The sequence below is a fragment of the Bacteroides sp. AF39-11AC genome (genome assembly GCF_003474285.1).
In the GTDB taxonomy this organism is placed as follows: Bacteria; Bacteroidota; Bacteroidia; order Bacteroidales; family Bacteroidaceae; genus Bacteroides.
Window position 1 is genome coordinate 65,307 of the sequence record NZ_QROH01000005.1, and the last position, 15,547, is coordinate 80,853.

Genomic DNA, 15,547 nt, shown 5'->3' on the forward strand with positions numbered 1-15,547 from the left:
AAATATTAAGATAAATCTTCGCTGTAGAATAATTGTATGAAAAAAGTAGCATTACTAACTGGAATCACTGGTCAGGATGGTTCATTTCTTGCTGAGTTTTTAATAGAAAAGGGGTATGAAGTTCACGGAATTCTTCGTCGTTCTTCTTCATTTAATACAGGACGTATTGAGCATCTTTATTTGGATGAATGGGTGCGTGATATGAAACAACAACGATTAGTAAATCTCCATTATGGGGATATGACGGATAGTAGTTCATTGATTCGTATTATTCAACAAGTGCAGCCCGATGAGATCTATAACCTTGCTGCTCAAAGTCATGTAAAGGTGTCTTTTGATGTTCCTGAATATACGGCCGAAGCTGATGCGGTGGGCACACTGCGTATGCTTGAAGCTGTCCGTATTCTTGGTTTAGAGGAGAAGACAAGAATTTATCAGGCTTCTACTTCAGAACTTTATGGTAAGGTACAGGAAATTCCTCAAAAGGAGACCACTCCTTTCTATCCGCGTAGTCCATACGGAGTAGCTAAGCAATACGGTTTCTGGATAACCAAGAATTACCGTGAGAGTTATGGAATGTTTGCTGTGAATGGTATTCTGTTCAATCATGAAAGCGAACGTCGAGGAGAGACTTTTGTAACTCGAAAGATAACTCTTGCTGTTTCTCGTATTGTACAAGGTTTTCAAGATAAGTTATATTTAGGTAATCTGGATGCTCGTCGTGACTGGGGATATGCGAAGGATTACGTAGAGTGTATGTGGCTTATTCTTCAATATGATACGCCGGAAGACTTCGTGATAGCTACAGGCGAGATGCATACCGTTCGTGAATTTACTACTTTAGCATTTCGAGAGGCTGGCATTGAAATTCGTTGGGAAGGTGAGGGTGTTGATGAAAAGGGCATTGATGTAAGTACCGGTAAAGTGCTTGTTGAGGTTGATCCTAAATATTTTCGTCCTTGCGAGGTTGAGCAATTATTGGGTGACCCTACTAAGGCAAAAACTGTATTGGGTTGGAATCCAACGAAAACAAGTTTTTCTGAACTTGTGAGGATAATGGTGACGCATGATATGAAGTTTGTGAAGAAATTATATCTTAAAAAGTAAGTAACAGATTTGTCTGCGTTTGGTATTCGCTCATTGTGTATTTTTCGGTTCTGTGTACGTAAGCATCGCAAGGTGACACGTCAAAATAGAATGTTAACGATAAATAAGAGAGGATGTCAATCTTTAGAAAAATAATCACTTCTTTGTTTGATTGTTGCACAAATAGTCGTACTTTTGTTTATGGGTAATATCAATGTATAATCGTATGGCAACAGTATCATTGAAAATACGTCTGAATTATAATCAGATATTAGAGTTAACTCAACAACTTTCTGATGATGATAAGTTGGAATTGAGCCGTGCACTTACTGCTGAAACGAGAGGCATTAAGTTGAGACGGTTGTTGGAAGCTTTTAAAACAGATGAAATTTCCCAAAAGGAGATAGATGCAGAAGTGGAAGCTGTTAGGCAAGAGGCGTATGAAAAGCGATTGCGAAATGAGAATAATTATTGATACAAATCTTTGGATTAGCTTTCTTATAGGCAAGAAGCTGTCTTGCTTGTTGGAACTCATATCTAACGGAAATGTAGAACTTGTAGTTTCTAAAGAACTTTTAGATGAGATTGAAAGCGTTGCTTCACGTCCTAAATTTGTGAAATATTTCTCCAAAGAGCATTTAGATATGCTATGGGATTTTTTGGATCAAGAGACATTGTATTACGAAATAGGTAATATTTCTTCCCGTTGTCGGGATCCTAAGGATGATTATTTATTAGAACTTGCATTAGTGTCAAGAGCTGATTATCTGATAACTGGGGATAAAGATTTATTGATTGTGAAAGAAGTCGGTTCTTGCCAGATAATTACTGTCATGGAGTTTGACGCATTAACTTCTTCATTAGGCTGTTCTGCTCTCCTTCATGAAGATATAGAAGATTATTACGCTATTGTTATTGGAGAATAGAGTAAATGTATAGTAACAACATAAACTGAAAGCCGCTATCCCGAAATCATCCGGATAGCGGCTTTTTTAAAATAGTGCGTTTATCAAACGCACTATTCACGCAATTTTTTGTACTTTTGCCGACTGTTTAATAGACACATCCGAAAAAACTTTAAAAAACGAAATAAAATGGCAGTAGAATTAAAAGACCTGACTAAACGCAGCGAGAATTATTCGCAGTGGTATAATGAGTTGGTGGTGAAGGCCGATCTGGCAGAACAATCGGCTGTGCGTGGCTGTATGGTGATCAAACCTTACGGATACGCTATCTGGGAGAAAATGCAGCGTCAGCTGGACGATATGTTTAAGGAAACAGGACACGTGAATGCCTATTTCCCTTTGCTGATTCCGAAGTCTTTCCTCAGCCGTGAAGCGGAACATGTGGAAGGTTTTGCAAAGGAGTGTGCAGTAGTAACACACCATCGTCTGAAAAATGCTCCTGACGGTAGCGGAGTAATTGTAGACCCGGAAGCTAAACTGGAAGAAGAACTGATTATCCGTCCTACTTCTGAAACCATCATCTGGAATACTTATAAGAACTGGATTAATTCTTATCGCGATCTGCCTATTTTGTGTAATCAATGGGCGAACGTGATGCGTTGGGAAATGCGTACCCGCCTCTTCCTGCGTACTGCAGAATTCCTGTGGCAGGAGGGACATACAGCACACGCCACTCGTGAAGAAGCTGAAGAAGAAGCAGTACGTATGCTGAACGTATATGCGGAATTTGCCGAAAAATATATGGCTGTTCCTGTAGTGAAAGGTGTGAAATCTGCCAATGAACGTTTTGCCGGTGCACTGGACACTTACACTATCGAAGCCATGATGCAGGACGGAAAGGCTCTGCAAAGTGGTACGTCTCACTTCCTTGGACAGAATTTTGCCAAGGCATTTGATGTGCAGTTCGTGAACAAGGAAAATAAAATGGAATATGTTTGGGCTACTTCATGGGGGGTATCTACCCGTTTGATGGGAGCACTGATCATGACTCACTCTGATGATAACGGACTTGTACTGCCTCCTCATCTGGCTCCGATACAAGTGGTTATCGTGCCTATCTATAAGAATGCAGAGATGCTGCAGAAGATTGATGAGAAGGTAGCCGGTATTGTTGCTAAACTGAAATCTATGGGTATTTCGGTGAAGTATGATAATGCTGATAACAAACGTCCGGGCTTCAAGTTTGCAGACTATGAATTGAAAGGTGTACCTGTACGCCTTGTGATGGGTGGTCGTGATCTGGAAAACAATACAATGGAAGTAATGCGCCGCGATACGCTGGAAAAAGAAACCCGTTCTTGCGATGGTATCGAGGAATACGTAAAAGATCTGTTGGAAGAAATTCAAGCAAATATTTACCAGAAGGCTCTCAACTATCGTAACTCTCACATCACGAAAGTAGATAGTTACGATGAATTCAAGGAAAAGATTGAAGAAGGTGGCTTTATCCTTGCTCACTGGGATGGTACTACCGAAACTGAGGAGAAGATCAAGGAAGATACAAAGGCTACTATCCGCTGTATTCCTTTTGAAACTTTCCTGGATGATGATAAAGAACCGGGTATCTGTATGGTGACCGGTAAACCGTCGGTTTGCCGTGCTTTGTTTGCCCGTTCATATTAATAAGATATCATAAAGATAATAGGAGAGGGCTGCACTTCCGTATAGGAGGATGCAGCCCTCTTTTTTCTTATAGGGAAGAAGTTAGAACAATTGTGTTTTCAGGCCGAATGATAAACTGAGGTAGTCTTTCGGTTTCAGATATTTGTTAAGGAATGCACTTACCACGTACAGATCGCATGTACTTATCTCATAGAAGAAAGTGACAGCTCTTGCCCCCAGGCGCCAGCGTGGAGGTATGTTGTAAGTCAACCGTTGCCCCAGGAAAACATGGATACGTATTTTGGATGAGAAGCCATAGTAACCTTTCGGATAACGGTCGGGCTCATGTGCCCAGAATTCACCTCCGAATACGGTATTTAGATACATACCGCATGCGAGAGGCTCAACTGCAAAATCTTGTCCAAGTGAGATGCTCCAAGGCATATAGTTCTGTTTCAAGGTCATGGTGATTTTGGTACGTTTGGAATCATATTTAGGCAGGATACCAAAGAGGATATCCGTTTCCCACTGATTTCGTTTACCATAATCCCATCCGGTACCCAATGACAGCAATCCCATATTACCGGCAAATTGCAGTTTGGTATGAGTCGGTATCAGACTTTCCCAGTGTTTCCGATAACGATGGACACGCTTATCATAACGGCTGGAACGTTTCTCACTAATATCGGCGCTATCTATTTTAGTTTCCTCTTTTTCCAACCATACCGTATCATATTTCACAATAATAATAGTATCCCTGAACACTTGGGCCGGCTCTGTATTTATTGTTTTCACTTCCTGTGCATGGCCGGTTGACGAATAGACAAGAAGGAAGCATATCAATGCTTTAATAATAGACCACTTCGCGCTCATATCCGTCAGGAGTTACAGTGAATATATAGTAGCAACGGTTTTTCATGCAATCACTCATGTAGTACATCACGCCATCATCAAAAAGATCCTCTTCGAATACATGATGTTCGTGAGCTGCCGTGCAGAATAATAAACCGGGAAATTTCTTAATGCTATATTGGAAAACCTGGGCTACATTATTATTGAACTCGAAGCAGAATGGACGTATATGCATGGAGAAGATGGTACGGTCATATTCCTCACGGCGGTCATCCAGCTGAGCATTGATGAAGTCAAAGTCAGGAATAGGACGGGAGTAATCGAACTCGAGAGCATTGGTATTCAGACAAACGAATTTGATGCGGCCGGCAATAAATGAGAAATTCGAATCACCGAAAATGGCGCGATAAGTTTCTTCACCTGTACCAAGACAGTCATGGTTACCTATGAGACCAACATAAGGAACTCTCAGTTTATTCATGATATCACGTTGCCACAAGAATTCGTCAGTGACACCAAAATCGCTGAAATCTCCGCCATGGATGACAAAATCAATGTCATCTCGTTTATTGAGGTGATTGACAAAATCCAGAGTTTCATCATACCAACGTTGTGAATCGCCCATGGTAACAAAACGGATTGTCGTCTTGCCTTTACAATTGGCTTCTATCTTTTCTATATTGCGATTGTTTATATCCGTCGGACCACTGATACGCACATCATAAGGATGGTAATCTATCATGTCGCAACCGCCCATAAACAGACCAATGAGCGGAATGAATAGGAGTTTAGATAATTTCATGTGTAATGATATTAATAGTATATGTAATCTCTATATTGAAAACTGGATGCAAAGATAGAGTTTTCTTTTTGATTAATGATTGTCTTATATTCCTTTTTTCTGTCCTTTCATGCTACACTGATTATCTGGTGATTGTCTATTTTTTAGACGGAGGTGTCTAATTATTAGACACTTGATGGCTGGGATTAGAAAGCTAATTTCTTGATAATAAATGGATTTTAAGTTTTGGCACGCTTTCTGCATTTATATAGTTAAAGTATTGCGTACATTAATCTTATATGCTAAAGAGTAGATTAAAAGAAATAACTAATAACTCATAATTTAAAGAACATCATGATTGAAATTAATGACATCAGTAAAGTATTCCGTACATCGGAAGTGGAAACAGTAGCATTGAACCACGTGAACCTTGAAGTGAAAGAGGGGGAGTTTGCAGCTATTATGGGACCGTCAGGTTGCGGAAAATCAACCCTGTTGAATATTCTGGGATTACTGGATAATCCGACGGAAGGATCATATAAACTTCTGGGACAGGAAGTAGGGAACCTGAAAGAAAAAGAGCGTACACGCGTTCGTAAAGGTAAACTGGGTTTTGTATTCCAAAGCTTCAATCTGATAGACGAACTGAATGTATATGAAAATGTGGAATTGCCTTTGACTTATCTTGGCATCAAAGCTTCCGAACGTCGCCGGATGGTGGAAGATATACTGAAACGTATGAATATCAGTCATCGTGCCAAACACTTTCCACAACAGCTTTCCGGTGGTCAGCAGCAACGTGTAGCCATTGCCCGTGCTGTGGTTACTAATCCTAAGCTGATACTTGCCGATGAGCCGACCGGTAACCTGGATTCTAAGAACGGTGCAGAAGTAATGAACTTGCTGACGGAGTTGAACCGGGAAGGAACTACCATTATCATGGTGACACATTCCCAGCACGATGCTTCTTTCGCCCATCGTACGATTCATTTGTTCGATGGCAGTATAGTGGCAAGTGTTGCAGCACAGGAAATGTAAGTTACGATTATTACAAGATTAAAGTATGAAACAAATCTATTATGTCATAAGGACCTTATTACGTGGGCGCGGTTCGAATATTATCAAAGTCATTTCTCTTGGATTGGGGTTGACGATGAGTATTTTGCTGTTTTCTCGTGTGGCTTTTGAGCAAAGTTACGACACCTTCTACAAAGACTATGACAATTTATATCAGATATTTTCTATTTTTTCAGCTGATGGTGAACAGTTTGAGCCTCAAAAGCAAAACTGCGGTCCCGTGGCAGGTGCCATATTGGAAAACTTCCCGAAAGAAGTGGAAGCAGCCACCAGTATCGCCTATTTTCTCGGTGGTCCATTGTATAATGGTAGTGTCCGTTTCGATGACGAGATCCTGTTGGCAGACTCACTCTTTTTCCGAACTATGGGTATTGAGGTACTGAGCGGAAATCCGGAGAATGAACTGGTACAACCGGATGTTATTTTTCTGAGCGACCGCTTGGCACAGAAAATCTTCGGCGGCGAAAACCCTATTGGAAAAGTGCTGAGCTACAATAAAGAAATAACATTTACAGTGAAGGGGACTTATGCTGCTTTACCGGAAAATACTACGATGCGTCCCGAGGGAGTTGTATCTATGCCCACAGCCTGGAGTCGCAGTTGGGGTAACTATTCCTGGCGTGGGGGAGACAGTTACTACGAATATATCCGTTTCCGTCCGGGAGCTGATAAAGAGATTATCAATGCCCGACTGGATGACATGATACAGAAATATCGTCCGGAAGAGGATAAGAAAGCTTATGGCTATACAGCTTTTGTCAAACCCATCCGTGATGTATATCGAAACGAAGACCAGGTGAAACGAATGGATAGCATTATGAGTATCCTGGCTTTTGCAATTCTTTTTATTGCAGCACTAAACTATGTATTGATATCCATCTCCTCGCTTACTTACCGCGCAAAAGCGGTGGGAGTACATAAGTGTAGTGGTGCAAGCGGAGGTACTGTATTCTCAATGTTTCTTCTGGAGACAGGTATTATCATTGTACTGGCTCTGGTGCTAATGGGACTGATATTGCTTAATTTTCAGGAGTTTATAGAAGATACTACCGCAGCTAAACTGAGTGTACTTTTTGCACCCGATCGTATTTGGGTACCGCTCGCTGTAGTGTTGGTTCTTTTTGTTGTGGGGGGAGTATTGCCAGGCAGATTATTTGCGCGGATACCGGTGTCGCAGGTTTTTCGTCGTTATACGGAAGGTAAGAAGGGGTGGAAACGTCCATTACTTTTTATCCAATTCGCAGGTGTGGCCTTTATCTGTGGACTGATGTATGTGGTGATGGCGCAGTACAATTATGTGAAAGATAAAGATATGGGATATAATCCGCAGCGTGTAGCGGTGGGGAATGCTTATTTTGGTAGTGAGGAGGAGAGTGGACCGGCATTGCAGTTTTTCCGTGGTCTGCCTTATGTAGAAGAAGTTTCTTCTGCGGTCAGTACCCCTATCTGGAGCTATAGTGGCTCAATGATTGAAGGAGAAAGTGGACAGTCCCTCTTCTCAACACGCTACAGTTTTGCTCTTGAAGATTACTTTAAAATGATGGGTATGACAATGAAGGAAGGTCGTGCTCCGCGTGCAGCAGATGAAATAGTAGTGAATGAGGCTTTTGCGGAGAGGATGCGTTGGGGAGACAAGGCTTTGAACCACCCGTTACGTACAGAAGGCAAAAATTTTAAAGTAGTAGGTATATTGAAAGATTTTCATATCGGTTCCTATTACCAGCCACAGGATGTCATAATGTTCGGATATACCCGTACTTTCGGTAATACTGTCCATGTGCGTCTCAAAGAACCTTTTGCTGAGAATTTACGGCGTCTGAACAAAGACGTAAACGAAGCTTATCCGGACAAAACGATTGACTTTGCCGGATTGGAACAACGAATATTGGAACGGTATAATCCGGTTCGTGTCTTTAGCAATGCTACGATATTGGCGGCGGTAACCATGTTCTTTGTCATGCTGATGGGCCTGATAGGTTATACTACGGATGAAGTGCGCCGTCGTTCCAAAGAAATTGCCATTCGTAAAGTGAATGGGGCGGAATCTTCGGGGATATTGGAGTTACTTTCAAAAGATGTCCTTTATGTAGCGGGACCGGCTGTCATTATCGGTATTATTGCCTCGGCATACGTCAACGAGATGTGGATGGACCAGTTTGCTGCACAGGTGCCGCTTTCGTGGCCGGTATATGTGCTGATAGCATTGGTTATCCTGTTACTTATTGTTGCTTGCGTCATCTGGAAGTCATGGCGGATAGCGAATGAAAATCCGGTGAAGAGTATTAAAAGCGAATAAATTATTATAATAGATAAAAGTTATCATTATGAGACACCTTTATTATACCCTGCAAACTTTGCTTCGCGGACGCGGATCAAATATCATTAAAGTTATTTCTTTGTCATTAGGGCTACTGATGTCTGTTTTCCTTTTTGCACGTATTGCTTTCGAGTTGAGTTTTGATAATTTCTATTATGAACCGGAGAATCTTTACATTGTCAAGACCGGTTGGATGAATAAGGGAGTGTTGAGTGGTGGAGAGGGGTATAATACCATCCAAACCATTCCTGCTACCATTGCAGAGGAATTTCCTGATGAGGTACAGAGTGCTACTACCAGCTGTTCTCTTTTTGGTAAGGAGTATCGCTTGGGAGAACATAAGTTCATGTTACCTACAGTGATGGCAGATACTCTTTATTTTGCCACCCTAGGTATCGAAGTATTGGAGGGAAATCCACAGGAATTGGCAAATCCGGATGCAATATTCTTGTCTCATACATCGGCACGCACTATTTTCGGCAGTGAGTCACCATTAGGGAAGACATTGAATTACTCAATTGGTGGTACTATGGTACCTATGCTCGTAAAAGGTGTCTATGCTGATGTGCCACTGAATACAGAATTATATACTCGTCCTGAAGCTATTGTCTCTTTTCCCAGCATCGAACGGCATACCCGTTGGTCTTTAGGCTGGAACAGTGGCGGTAATTACGACGGATACGTACGTTTACGAAATCCTGTTGATGCTAATAAATTGAATAAGCATCTTTCAGTTGCTATTGCCCGTCATATTCCGGAAGAGAGCGGGTTGGAATTGAAAGTTACTGTGGAACCTATGCGTAGTCTGCACCTTGCCAAGCCGACGGTACGGAAAATGATTTGGATCATGGCATTGCTTGGAGTAGTGCTACTTTTTATAACAACACTAAATTATGTATTGATATCGATAGCTTCACTGACGCAACGTGCAAAATCTATTGGTGTACACAAGTGTAGTGGAGCATCCGAACGTAGCATTTTCTCCATGTTTCTGATGGAGACAGCGGTAGTGATTCTACTGGCACTATTATTGATAGGAGTGTTGGTGTATGTTTTCCATGAAAAAATGGAAGAACTGGCATCTATTCCGTTGAGTGTTCTCTTTGCCTGGCAGAACTTGTGGGCACCTTTGTCTGTAGTTGCTCTCTTATTTCTGTTGGGAGGATGTTTACCTGGTATTTTGTTTTCGCGTATACCGGTGACGCAAGTGTTCCATCGCTATACTTCCGGACGTCGTGGTTGGAAGCGGGTACTATTATTCATACAGTTTGGAGGTGCGGCATTCATACTGGGCATGATGCTGGTGGTATTTATACAATATAATTATGCAACCGGGCGTGATCGTGGTTTCCGTCCTGAACGCGTTGCATACGTTTACCAACGATTAGAAAATCCGGATAATTTGCGTAGTGTTCTTTTAGGATTACCCTATGTAGAGTCTGTGGCTTCTGCCAGTGCATCGTTACTGGGTTTTTATGCTCCTTACATGGTGACTGATAATCAAGGAAACCGGCTTTTTTCTCCTCGCTTTTCTATATTCGATACGGATTACCTGGACTTTATCGGCTTACGACTTAAAGCAGGGAAAAACTTATCGGGTAGTGGACAATTGCTTGTAAACCGTACTTTTGTAGAAAAGATGAAATGGGAGGGTACCGGTATAGGTGAACACGTAAATGATCTGGGTACAGTAGTAGGCATTTTGGATTCGTTCAGTTTTCCTCTTGCACCGGATGATAGCGATCCGGTTATGATAGCTTGGACGGAAGGCATAGAAAGCATTCTACATGTGCGCTTGAAGAAGCCTTTTGACGATAATCTTATCCGGCTGAATGAAGAGATGCAGCATGTGTATCCGCAGAATGAGTTACTGTTTCGTTCAATGGAAAAAGAGATGCGAAGTTATTCGGAATCCGTTCGCATATTCCGTGATGTCACTTTATTGGCATCTGTTACAATCTTGTTTATCATTCTTATGGGGCTCATTGGTTATGTAAATGATGAAATTCGTTTGCGCTCTAAGGAAATTGCTATTCGTAAGGTGAATGGGGCAGAAGTGAGCGGTGTACTGCGTCTACTGACGCGTGATGTCTTGTGGTTGGCAATTCCGGCTGTAACGATTGGTACAATCGGAGCATTCAAAGCCGGTGAAGTTTGGATCAGTCAGTTTAGGGATGCTATTTCCTTGCCTGTAATGGGGTATATGGGTGTTGCTGTGGCTCTGCTTATGTTTATTATCATGTGCGTTGTGATTAAGGCATGGTACATTGCTAATGAGAATCCCGTACAAAGCATTCAGAGCGAGTAGACGTGTTTTTAAGACTTAATGGTGCGAATTGCTTACGCGATACTCTCTTTATTTTTCTTTCGGATATATATCCATAGCACCACAAGTGCTGTCTGGAAAGCAAAGAAATCGGCAACAGGCATACTGGTCCAGATCCCGTCCAGTCCTAAAAAACGGGGAAAGAAGATCAAGCCGGGAAGCAGATATAAAAGTTGCCGGGTGAGCGAAAGGAATATACTGATTTTAGCTTTTCCAATACTCTGGAAGAAATTACCGATCACAATCTGTGCACCCACCAATGGGAACATCAGCACACAAATGCGGACACCGCGGGAAGCAATGTCAATCAGTTCCTGATCATTTGTGAAGATAGCGGATACTGCATGAGGGAAAAGTTCGCAAATAAGGAAACCGCTGCTTGTGATACACACACCGGTCAGAATACTCAGTTTCAGTGTTTGTTTCACACGGTCGTGCTTTTGTGCACCGAAGTTATATCCTACGATGGGCTGCATACCCATAGTCAATCCTAACACAATCATTATATAGAGAGTGAGCAGGCGATTGATGATACCATAAGCTCCGATAGCCATATCACCCCCGTGACGTTGCAACGAATTATTAATGATAATCACAATGGCACAGGCACAAACATTCATCAGGAAAGGAGACATACCGATTGAAAAGATACTACTGATGATGCGCTTTTTCAATTTCCAGAAGTCCGGGCGGAAACGGACGAAACTATCCTTATTAAGAAAATGCTTCACAACCCATACCATACCGATGAACTGTGAAATAACGGTTGCCGTAGCTGCTCCGCGAATTCCCCAGTCAAAATGGAAAATGAAGATAGGAGCAAGGATGATGTTGCAGACCACTGTTACCATGGAAGTCAACATCGCCTTTTTAGGATATCCTGTGGCACGCATAATATTGTTTAGCCCGATCATTGTATAAGTAATTGGGGTTCCTGCCAGGATAATTTGCATGAAGTCACGTGCATAAGGTAATGTTTCGGAACTGGCACCGAAGAATCTCAATATATCATCCAGAAACAGAAAAGCAAGTCCGCCGAATACTACTGCATTAATCAGACAAAACATCAGTGTGTTTCCCAATACCTCAGTTGCTCCGTCTAAATCTTTCTGCCCCAGACGGATGGATGAAATGGTAGAACCGCCTGCCGATACCAGCGTACAGAATGCTACCACAAGGTTCATCAAAGGGAATGTAATAGCTAATCCGGCAATACCCATTGCACCTACACCATGACCTATGAAAATGCTGTCGATAATGTTGTACAGAGAAGTTATTGTCATGCCGATAATAGCGGGTATGGAATACTGTAACAGCAGTTTTCCGATGCTCTCGGTACCTAATATGTGAGGGTTATTATCCATAACTATTTATCTAAAGAAAGTGATGAGTCCGCGTTCGTCTGCTCCGGTCTGTGTCGTCCGCGTCTCTGTATTCGCTGCAAAGTTACTCATTTATTTGCTCGGTTCAAGGATTATTCTGACCTTTGTATCGTAATAGATAAGGTATTAACATTATAAGGTAAAAGAAAGTTTATATGGCTGAAACTAAAAACATCGCCGTTCTCTTCGATTTCGACGGTGTCGTTGTCGACACAGAGACGCAGTACAGCGTTTTTTGGCATAAAATGGGAGTAGATTACTTAGGTATGGAAGATCTGGAAAGTCGTGTAAAGGGGCAGACCCTGATGTACATCTACGATACCTTCTTTCCCGGTATGACAAAAGAGAGGGAGGAAATCACTGTAGGTCTTGACCGCTTCGAACAGAATATGTCATACGATTTTGTTCCCGGGGTGGAGGAATTTATTGCCGATCTTCACCGTAATGGTGTGAAAATGGCTGTAGTTACCAGCTCCAATGATAAGAAAATGGAAGCTGTATACCGTGCTAAACCTGAAATTAAAAGTATGTTCGACCGTATTCTCACAGCAGAAATGTTCACTGCCTCTAAACCTGCACCCGATTGTTTTCTGCTTGGTATGGAAGTATTTGACACTACTCCGGAAACAACTTATGTTTTTGAGGATTCCTTTAATGGTCTGAAAGCCGGAATGGCTTCCGGTGCTACAGTTATTGGTTTGGCTACCACTAATTCACGGGAAGAAATTACTCCGTTGTGTCACTATGTTCTGGATGATTTCCAGGGATTCACTTACGATAAATTAACAGAATTGCACAAGTAAAGGGAAAAAGGATTACCTTTGCGGCGATAAATAAAAGTACGAACTACAATTTACGATATATGATTTGCAACGTGTATCTGTACACAGTCAAAATTGTACATTGTAAATGATAAAATTGTAAATGAAACTATGGCTGGATATATTTCAGATGACACTCGTAAAGTGACCACTCATCGCCTTGTTGAAATGAAGCAAAGAGGCGAAAAGATTTCTATGTTGACATCCTATGATTATACTATGGCACAGATTGTGGATGGTGCAGGTATGGATGTAATCCTTGTGGGTGATTCTGCCAGTAATGTAATGGCTGGTAATGTGACGACACTTCCGATCACCCTTGATCAGATGATCTATCATGCTAAGTCCGTAGTTCGTGGAGTAAAACGTGCTATGGTTGTAGTGGATATGCCTTTCGGCTCTTACCAGGGCAATGAGATGGAAGGGCTTGCTTCTGCCATCCGCATTATGAAAGAGAGTCATGCAGATGCTTTGAAACTGGAAGGTGGCGAAGAAATAATAGGTACTGTAAAGCGCATTCTGAGTGCAGGTATTCCTATTATGGGACATCTGGGACTGATGCCGCAATCTATCAATAAGTATGGTACTTACACAGTTCGTGCCAAGGATGATACCGAAGCTGAGAAACTGGTGCGTGATGCCCATCTGTTGGAAGAGGCAGGATGCTTTGCCATTGTGTTAGAGAAAATCCCGGCGGAATTGGCAGAACGTGTGGCAAGTGAACTTACTATTCCTATTATCGGTATTGGTGCTGGCGGTGGAGTAGACGGACAGGTGCTGGTAATTCAGGATATGCTGGGTATGAATAATGGTTTCCGTCCTCGTTTCTTACGTCGTTATGCCGATTTGCATACGATCATGACTGACGCTATAAGCCGTTATATATCTGATGTGAAGAACTTAGACTTCCCGAATGAGAAAGAGCAATATTGATAATCTTTGGTCGCTGGGATTTATGCGGATATGCATGGCTAATTTCCTGCTTTTTGCATCCTTATATATACTATTCCCGGTACTACCTGCGGTGATGGTGTCACGCTTAGGCATTTCTACTGTACAGGTGGGTAGTATGTTTTTAGTGTTTGCGGTAGGTATGTTCCTTGTAGGACCATTTCACGCATATCTGGGAGATGCATATAAGCGAAAGCACGTGCTTGTCTACTCCACATTTGTAATGTTGGCAGCGACGATGGGTTATCTATTTGCTGATACTTTTACGAAATTGCTGTTACTTGCCGCTGTGCAGGGAGGAGCTTTCGGATTAGCGGCCACAGCGGGAATTACAGTTGCTATTGATATTACAAATTCTCCGCGCCGTAGCGCAGGGAATATGACATATGCTTTGGCGGCTCGTCTGGGTATGTTGGTAGGAGTGGGAGTCGGAATATGGATGTTCCATCTCAAAGGTTTCAGCATGGTAGTGTATCTCTCTGCATTGTGTGGTATATTTAGTATACTGTTTGCATTGCGGGTGTATGTTGCTTTCCGTGCACCTATAGGTGTGGGGCGTTGCAATATCGACCGTTTTTTGCTGTCACGGGCCTGGTTGCCTGCCCTCAATGTAGTACTGATAGCTTTTGTACCGGGAGTAGTAATACCTATAATAAAGGATGGGGATTACAGTGCGACCTTCTTCCTGGTTGTTTTGGTGATACTTACAGTACCTCTTACGAAGATATTCGTTAAGCTTTCGCAGCATTGCCAGCGTGGAACAGCAAATACAACTTGCCATTTGGCTATGGAAACGGGAATTTTAATAGGTATTGCAGTTTGCTGCTTCCTGTCAAACAACATAGAACTGTATTCTATGTTTGAAGATGGTTCAAGCATTGAAAAACCACACTTTTATGTAGATTTTCAATTGATCTATAAAATTATAGGTGTGGGAATCATTGTAGCACTACTGTTTTATTTCCTGCTGACACGTCCCTATTATAAGAGAAGACGAGTGAGATAAACCCGTGTCAAAACAAATATGGGATAAAAATAATCCCTCCAATAATTGCCGCCGCAACAGCACATACCAGCACTGCACCGGCGGCAATATCTTTTACTTGTCCTGCAATGGGATGACGCTCCGGTGATACCAGATCCACCAATCTTTCAATTGCCGTATTGAAGAGCTCCGCAGCTACGACCACACCAATACAAAGGATAATGATTATCCATTCCGTACGTGTAATGTCGAAAAGAAAACCTGCACCTATCACGATTGTTGTAGTAATCAGGTGGAAACTAAGATTCTGTTCTTTCCCAATACATTGCCGGATGCCTTTCCAAGCGTATCCAAAGCTTCGGATTTGTTTCTTAAAATCGTATTTCATGCTAAATAGTTACA

General features: G+C 42.0%; 14 protein-coding genes. 10 read left to right on the forward strand and 4 right to left on the reverse strand.

From position 1 onward, the window contains the following. Window positions 1-36 precede the first annotated feature (36 nt). The 4 genes from gmd to proS all read left to right on the forward strand — a co-directional run bounded on the left by gmd (window position 37) and on the right by proS (window position 3,674). Window positions 37-1,107: a GDP-mannose 4,6-dehydratase gene (gene gmd, locus DW036_RS11380; RefSeq protein WP_118464423.1), complete on the forward strand. Its 1,071-nt coding sequence runs from the start codon at window positions 37-39 to the stop codon at window positions 1,105-1,107. Between the two features lie 205 nt (window positions 1,108-1,312). Further along, complete coding sequence (gene vap15, locus DW036_RS11385; protein WP_229114519.1) at window positions 1,313-1,561, forward strand: type II toxin-antitoxin system VapB15 family antitoxin; 249 nt, start codon at window positions 1,313-1,315, stop codon at window positions 1,559-1,561. After that, on the forward strand, window positions 1,545-2,012 hold the full coding sequence (locus DW036_RS11390) for a putative toxin-antitoxin system toxin component, PIN family (protein ID WP_118464427.1): 468 nt from the start codon (window positions 1,545-1,547) through the stop codon (window positions 2,010-2,012). The genes vap15 and DW036_RS11390 overlap by 17 nt, the downstream gene beginning before the upstream one ends. Window positions 2,013-2,180: 168 nt before the next feature. Continuing rightward, on the forward strand, window positions 2,181-3,674 hold the full coding sequence (gene proS / locus DW036_RS11395) for a proline--tRNA ligase (protein ID WP_118464429.1): 1,494 nt from the start codon (window positions 2,181-2,183) through the stop codon (window positions 3,672-3,674). An 81-nt stretch (window positions 3,675-3,755) separates the two neighbouring features. Here proS and DW036_RS11400 read toward each other — a convergent pair whose 3' ends face one another. Both DW036_RS11400 and DW036_RS11405 read right to left on the reverse strand, forming a co-directional pair. After that, a complete protein-coding gene (locus tag DW036_RS11400; protein WP_118464431.1) occupies window positions 3,756-4,526 on the reverse strand; it encodes a hypothetical protein in 771 nt (256 codons plus the stop codon). After that, window positions 4,501-5,307 carry a metallophosphoesterase gene (locus tag DW036_RS11405; protein ID WP_118464433.1) on the reverse strand — a complete coding sequence of 269 codons (807 nt, stop codon included), beginning with the start codon at window positions 5,305-5,307 and terminating at the stop codon, window positions 4,501-4,503. The genes DW036_RS11400 and DW036_RS11405 overlap by 26 nt, the downstream gene beginning before the upstream one ends. Window positions 5,308-5,640: 333 nt before the next feature. Between DW036_RS11405 and DW036_RS11410 the strand changes: the two genes are divergently transcribed. From DW036_RS11410 to DW036_RS11420, 3 genes are read left to right on the forward strand one after another with little or no spacing between them, the layout of a single operon-like run. After that, entirely contained in the window at window positions 5,641-6,324 is a 684-nt protein-coding gene (locus tag DW036_RS11410) for an ABC transporter ATP-binding protein (protein WP_118464435.1), read from the forward strand. Window positions 6,325-6,349: 25 nt separating this feature from the next. Then, window positions 6,350-8,659, forward strand: coding sequence for an ABC transporter permease (locus DW036_RS11415; RefSeq protein ID WP_118464437.1), 2,310 nt, complete (start codon window positions 6,350-6,352; stop codon window positions 8,657-8,659). Between the two features lie 28 nt (window positions 8,660-8,687). Continuing rightward, a complete protein-coding gene (locus DW036_RS11420; RefSeq protein ID WP_158585960.1) occupies window positions 8,688-10,988 on the forward strand; it encodes an FtsX-like permease family protein in 2,301 nt (766 codons plus the stop codon). A gap of 32 nt (window positions 10,989-11,020) precedes the next feature. On the opposite strand, the gene DW036_RS11425 is transcribed toward DW036_RS11420, so the two are convergent. Beyond that, window positions 11,021-12,370, reverse strand: a complete 1,350-nt coding sequence (locus DW036_RS11425; protein ID WP_118464439.1) for an MATE family efflux transporter — start codon at window positions 12,368-12,370, stop codon at window positions 11,021-11,023. A gap of 173 nt (window positions 12,371-12,543) precedes the next feature. On the opposite strand from DW036_RS11425, the gene DW036_RS11430 reads away from it, so the two are divergent. From DW036_RS11430 to DW036_RS11440, 3 genes are all read left to right on the forward strand, one after another. Further along, on the forward strand, window positions 12,544-13,191 hold the full coding sequence (locus tag DW036_RS11430; protein WP_118464441.1) for an HAD family phosphatase: 648 nt from the start codon (window positions 12,544-12,546) through the stop codon (window positions 13,189-13,191). Between the two features lie 129 nt (window positions 13,192-13,320). Further along, the gene (gene panB, locus DW036_RS11435; protein ID WP_007662906.1) at window positions 13,321-14,142 is read left to right on the forward strand and encodes a 3-methyl-2-oxobutanoate hydroxymethyltransferase; all 822 of its coding nucleotides are present in this window, start codon (window positions 13,321-13,323) and stop codon (window positions 14,140-14,142) included. Beyond that, window positions 14,123-15,166, forward strand: a complete 1,044-nt coding sequence (locus tag DW036_RS11440; protein WP_118464443.1) for an MFS transporter — start codon at window positions 14,123-14,125, stop codon at window positions 15,164-15,166. Before panB ends, DW036_RS11440 begins: the two co-directional genes overlap by 20 nt. A 7-nt stretch (window positions 15,167-15,173) precedes the next feature. On the opposite strand, the gene DW036_RS11445 is transcribed toward DW036_RS11440, so the two are convergent. Next, window positions 15,174-15,533, reverse strand: coding sequence for a diacylglycerol kinase family protein (locus DW036_RS11445; RefSeq protein WP_118464445.1), 360 nt, complete (start codon window positions 15,531-15,533; stop codon window positions 15,174-15,176). Window positions 15,534-15,547: the final 14 nt, after the last annotated feature.

Excerpts from the sequence above, each read along its gene's own strand:
- gmd (WP_118464423.1), top strand. The coding sequence starts at position 37 with ATGAAAAAAGTAGCATTACTAACTGGAATCACTGGTCAGGATGGTTCA.
- vap15 (WP_229114519.1), top strand. The coding sequence starts at position 1,313 with ATGGCAACAGTATCATTGAAAATACGTCTGAATTATAATCAGATATTA.
- DW036_RS11390 (WP_118464427.1), top strand. The coding sequence starts at position 1,545 with ATGAGAATAATTATTGATACAAATCTTTGGATTAGCTTTCTTATAGGC.
- proS (WP_118464429.1), top strand. The coding sequence starts at position 2,181 with ATGGCAGTAGAATTAAAAGACCTGACTAAACGCAGCGAGAATTATTCG.
- DW036_RS11400 (WP_118464431.1), bottom strand. The coding sequence starts at position 4,526 with ATGAGCGCGAAGTGGTCTATTATTAAAGCATTGATATGCTTCCTTCTT.
- DW036_RS11405 (WP_118464433.1), bottom strand. The coding sequence starts at position 5,307 with ATGAAATTATCTAAACTCCTATTCATTCCGCTCATTGGTCTGTTTATG.
- DW036_RS11410 (WP_118464435.1), top strand. The coding sequence starts at position 5,641 with ATGATTGAAATTAATGACATCAGTAAAGTATTCCGTACATCGGAAGTG.
- DW036_RS11415 (WP_118464437.1), top strand. The coding sequence starts at position 6,350 with ATGAAACAAATCTATTATGTCATAAGGACCTTATTACGTGGGCGCGGT.
- DW036_RS11420 (WP_158585960.1), top strand. The coding sequence starts at position 8,688 with ATGAGACACCTTTATTATACCCTGCAAACTTTGCTTCGCGGACGCGGA.
- DW036_RS11425 (WP_118464439.1), bottom strand. The coding sequence starts at position 12,370 with ATGGATAATAACCCTCACATATTAGGTACCGAGAGCATCGGAAAACTG.
- DW036_RS11430 (WP_118464441.1), top strand. The coding sequence starts at position 12,544 with ATGGCTGAAACTAAAAACATCGCCGTTCTCTTCGATTTCGACGGTGTC.
- panB (WP_007662906.1), top strand. The coding sequence starts at position 13,321 with ATGGCTGGATATATTTCAGATGACACTCGTAAAGTGACCACTCATCGC.
- DW036_RS11440 (WP_118464443.1), top strand. The coding sequence starts at position 14,123 with ATGAGAAAGAGCAATATTGATAATCTTTGGTCGCTGGGATTTATGCGG.
- DW036_RS11445 (WP_118464445.1), bottom strand. The coding sequence starts at position 15,533 with ATGAAATACGATTTTAAGAAACAAATCCGAAGCTTTGGATACGCTTGG.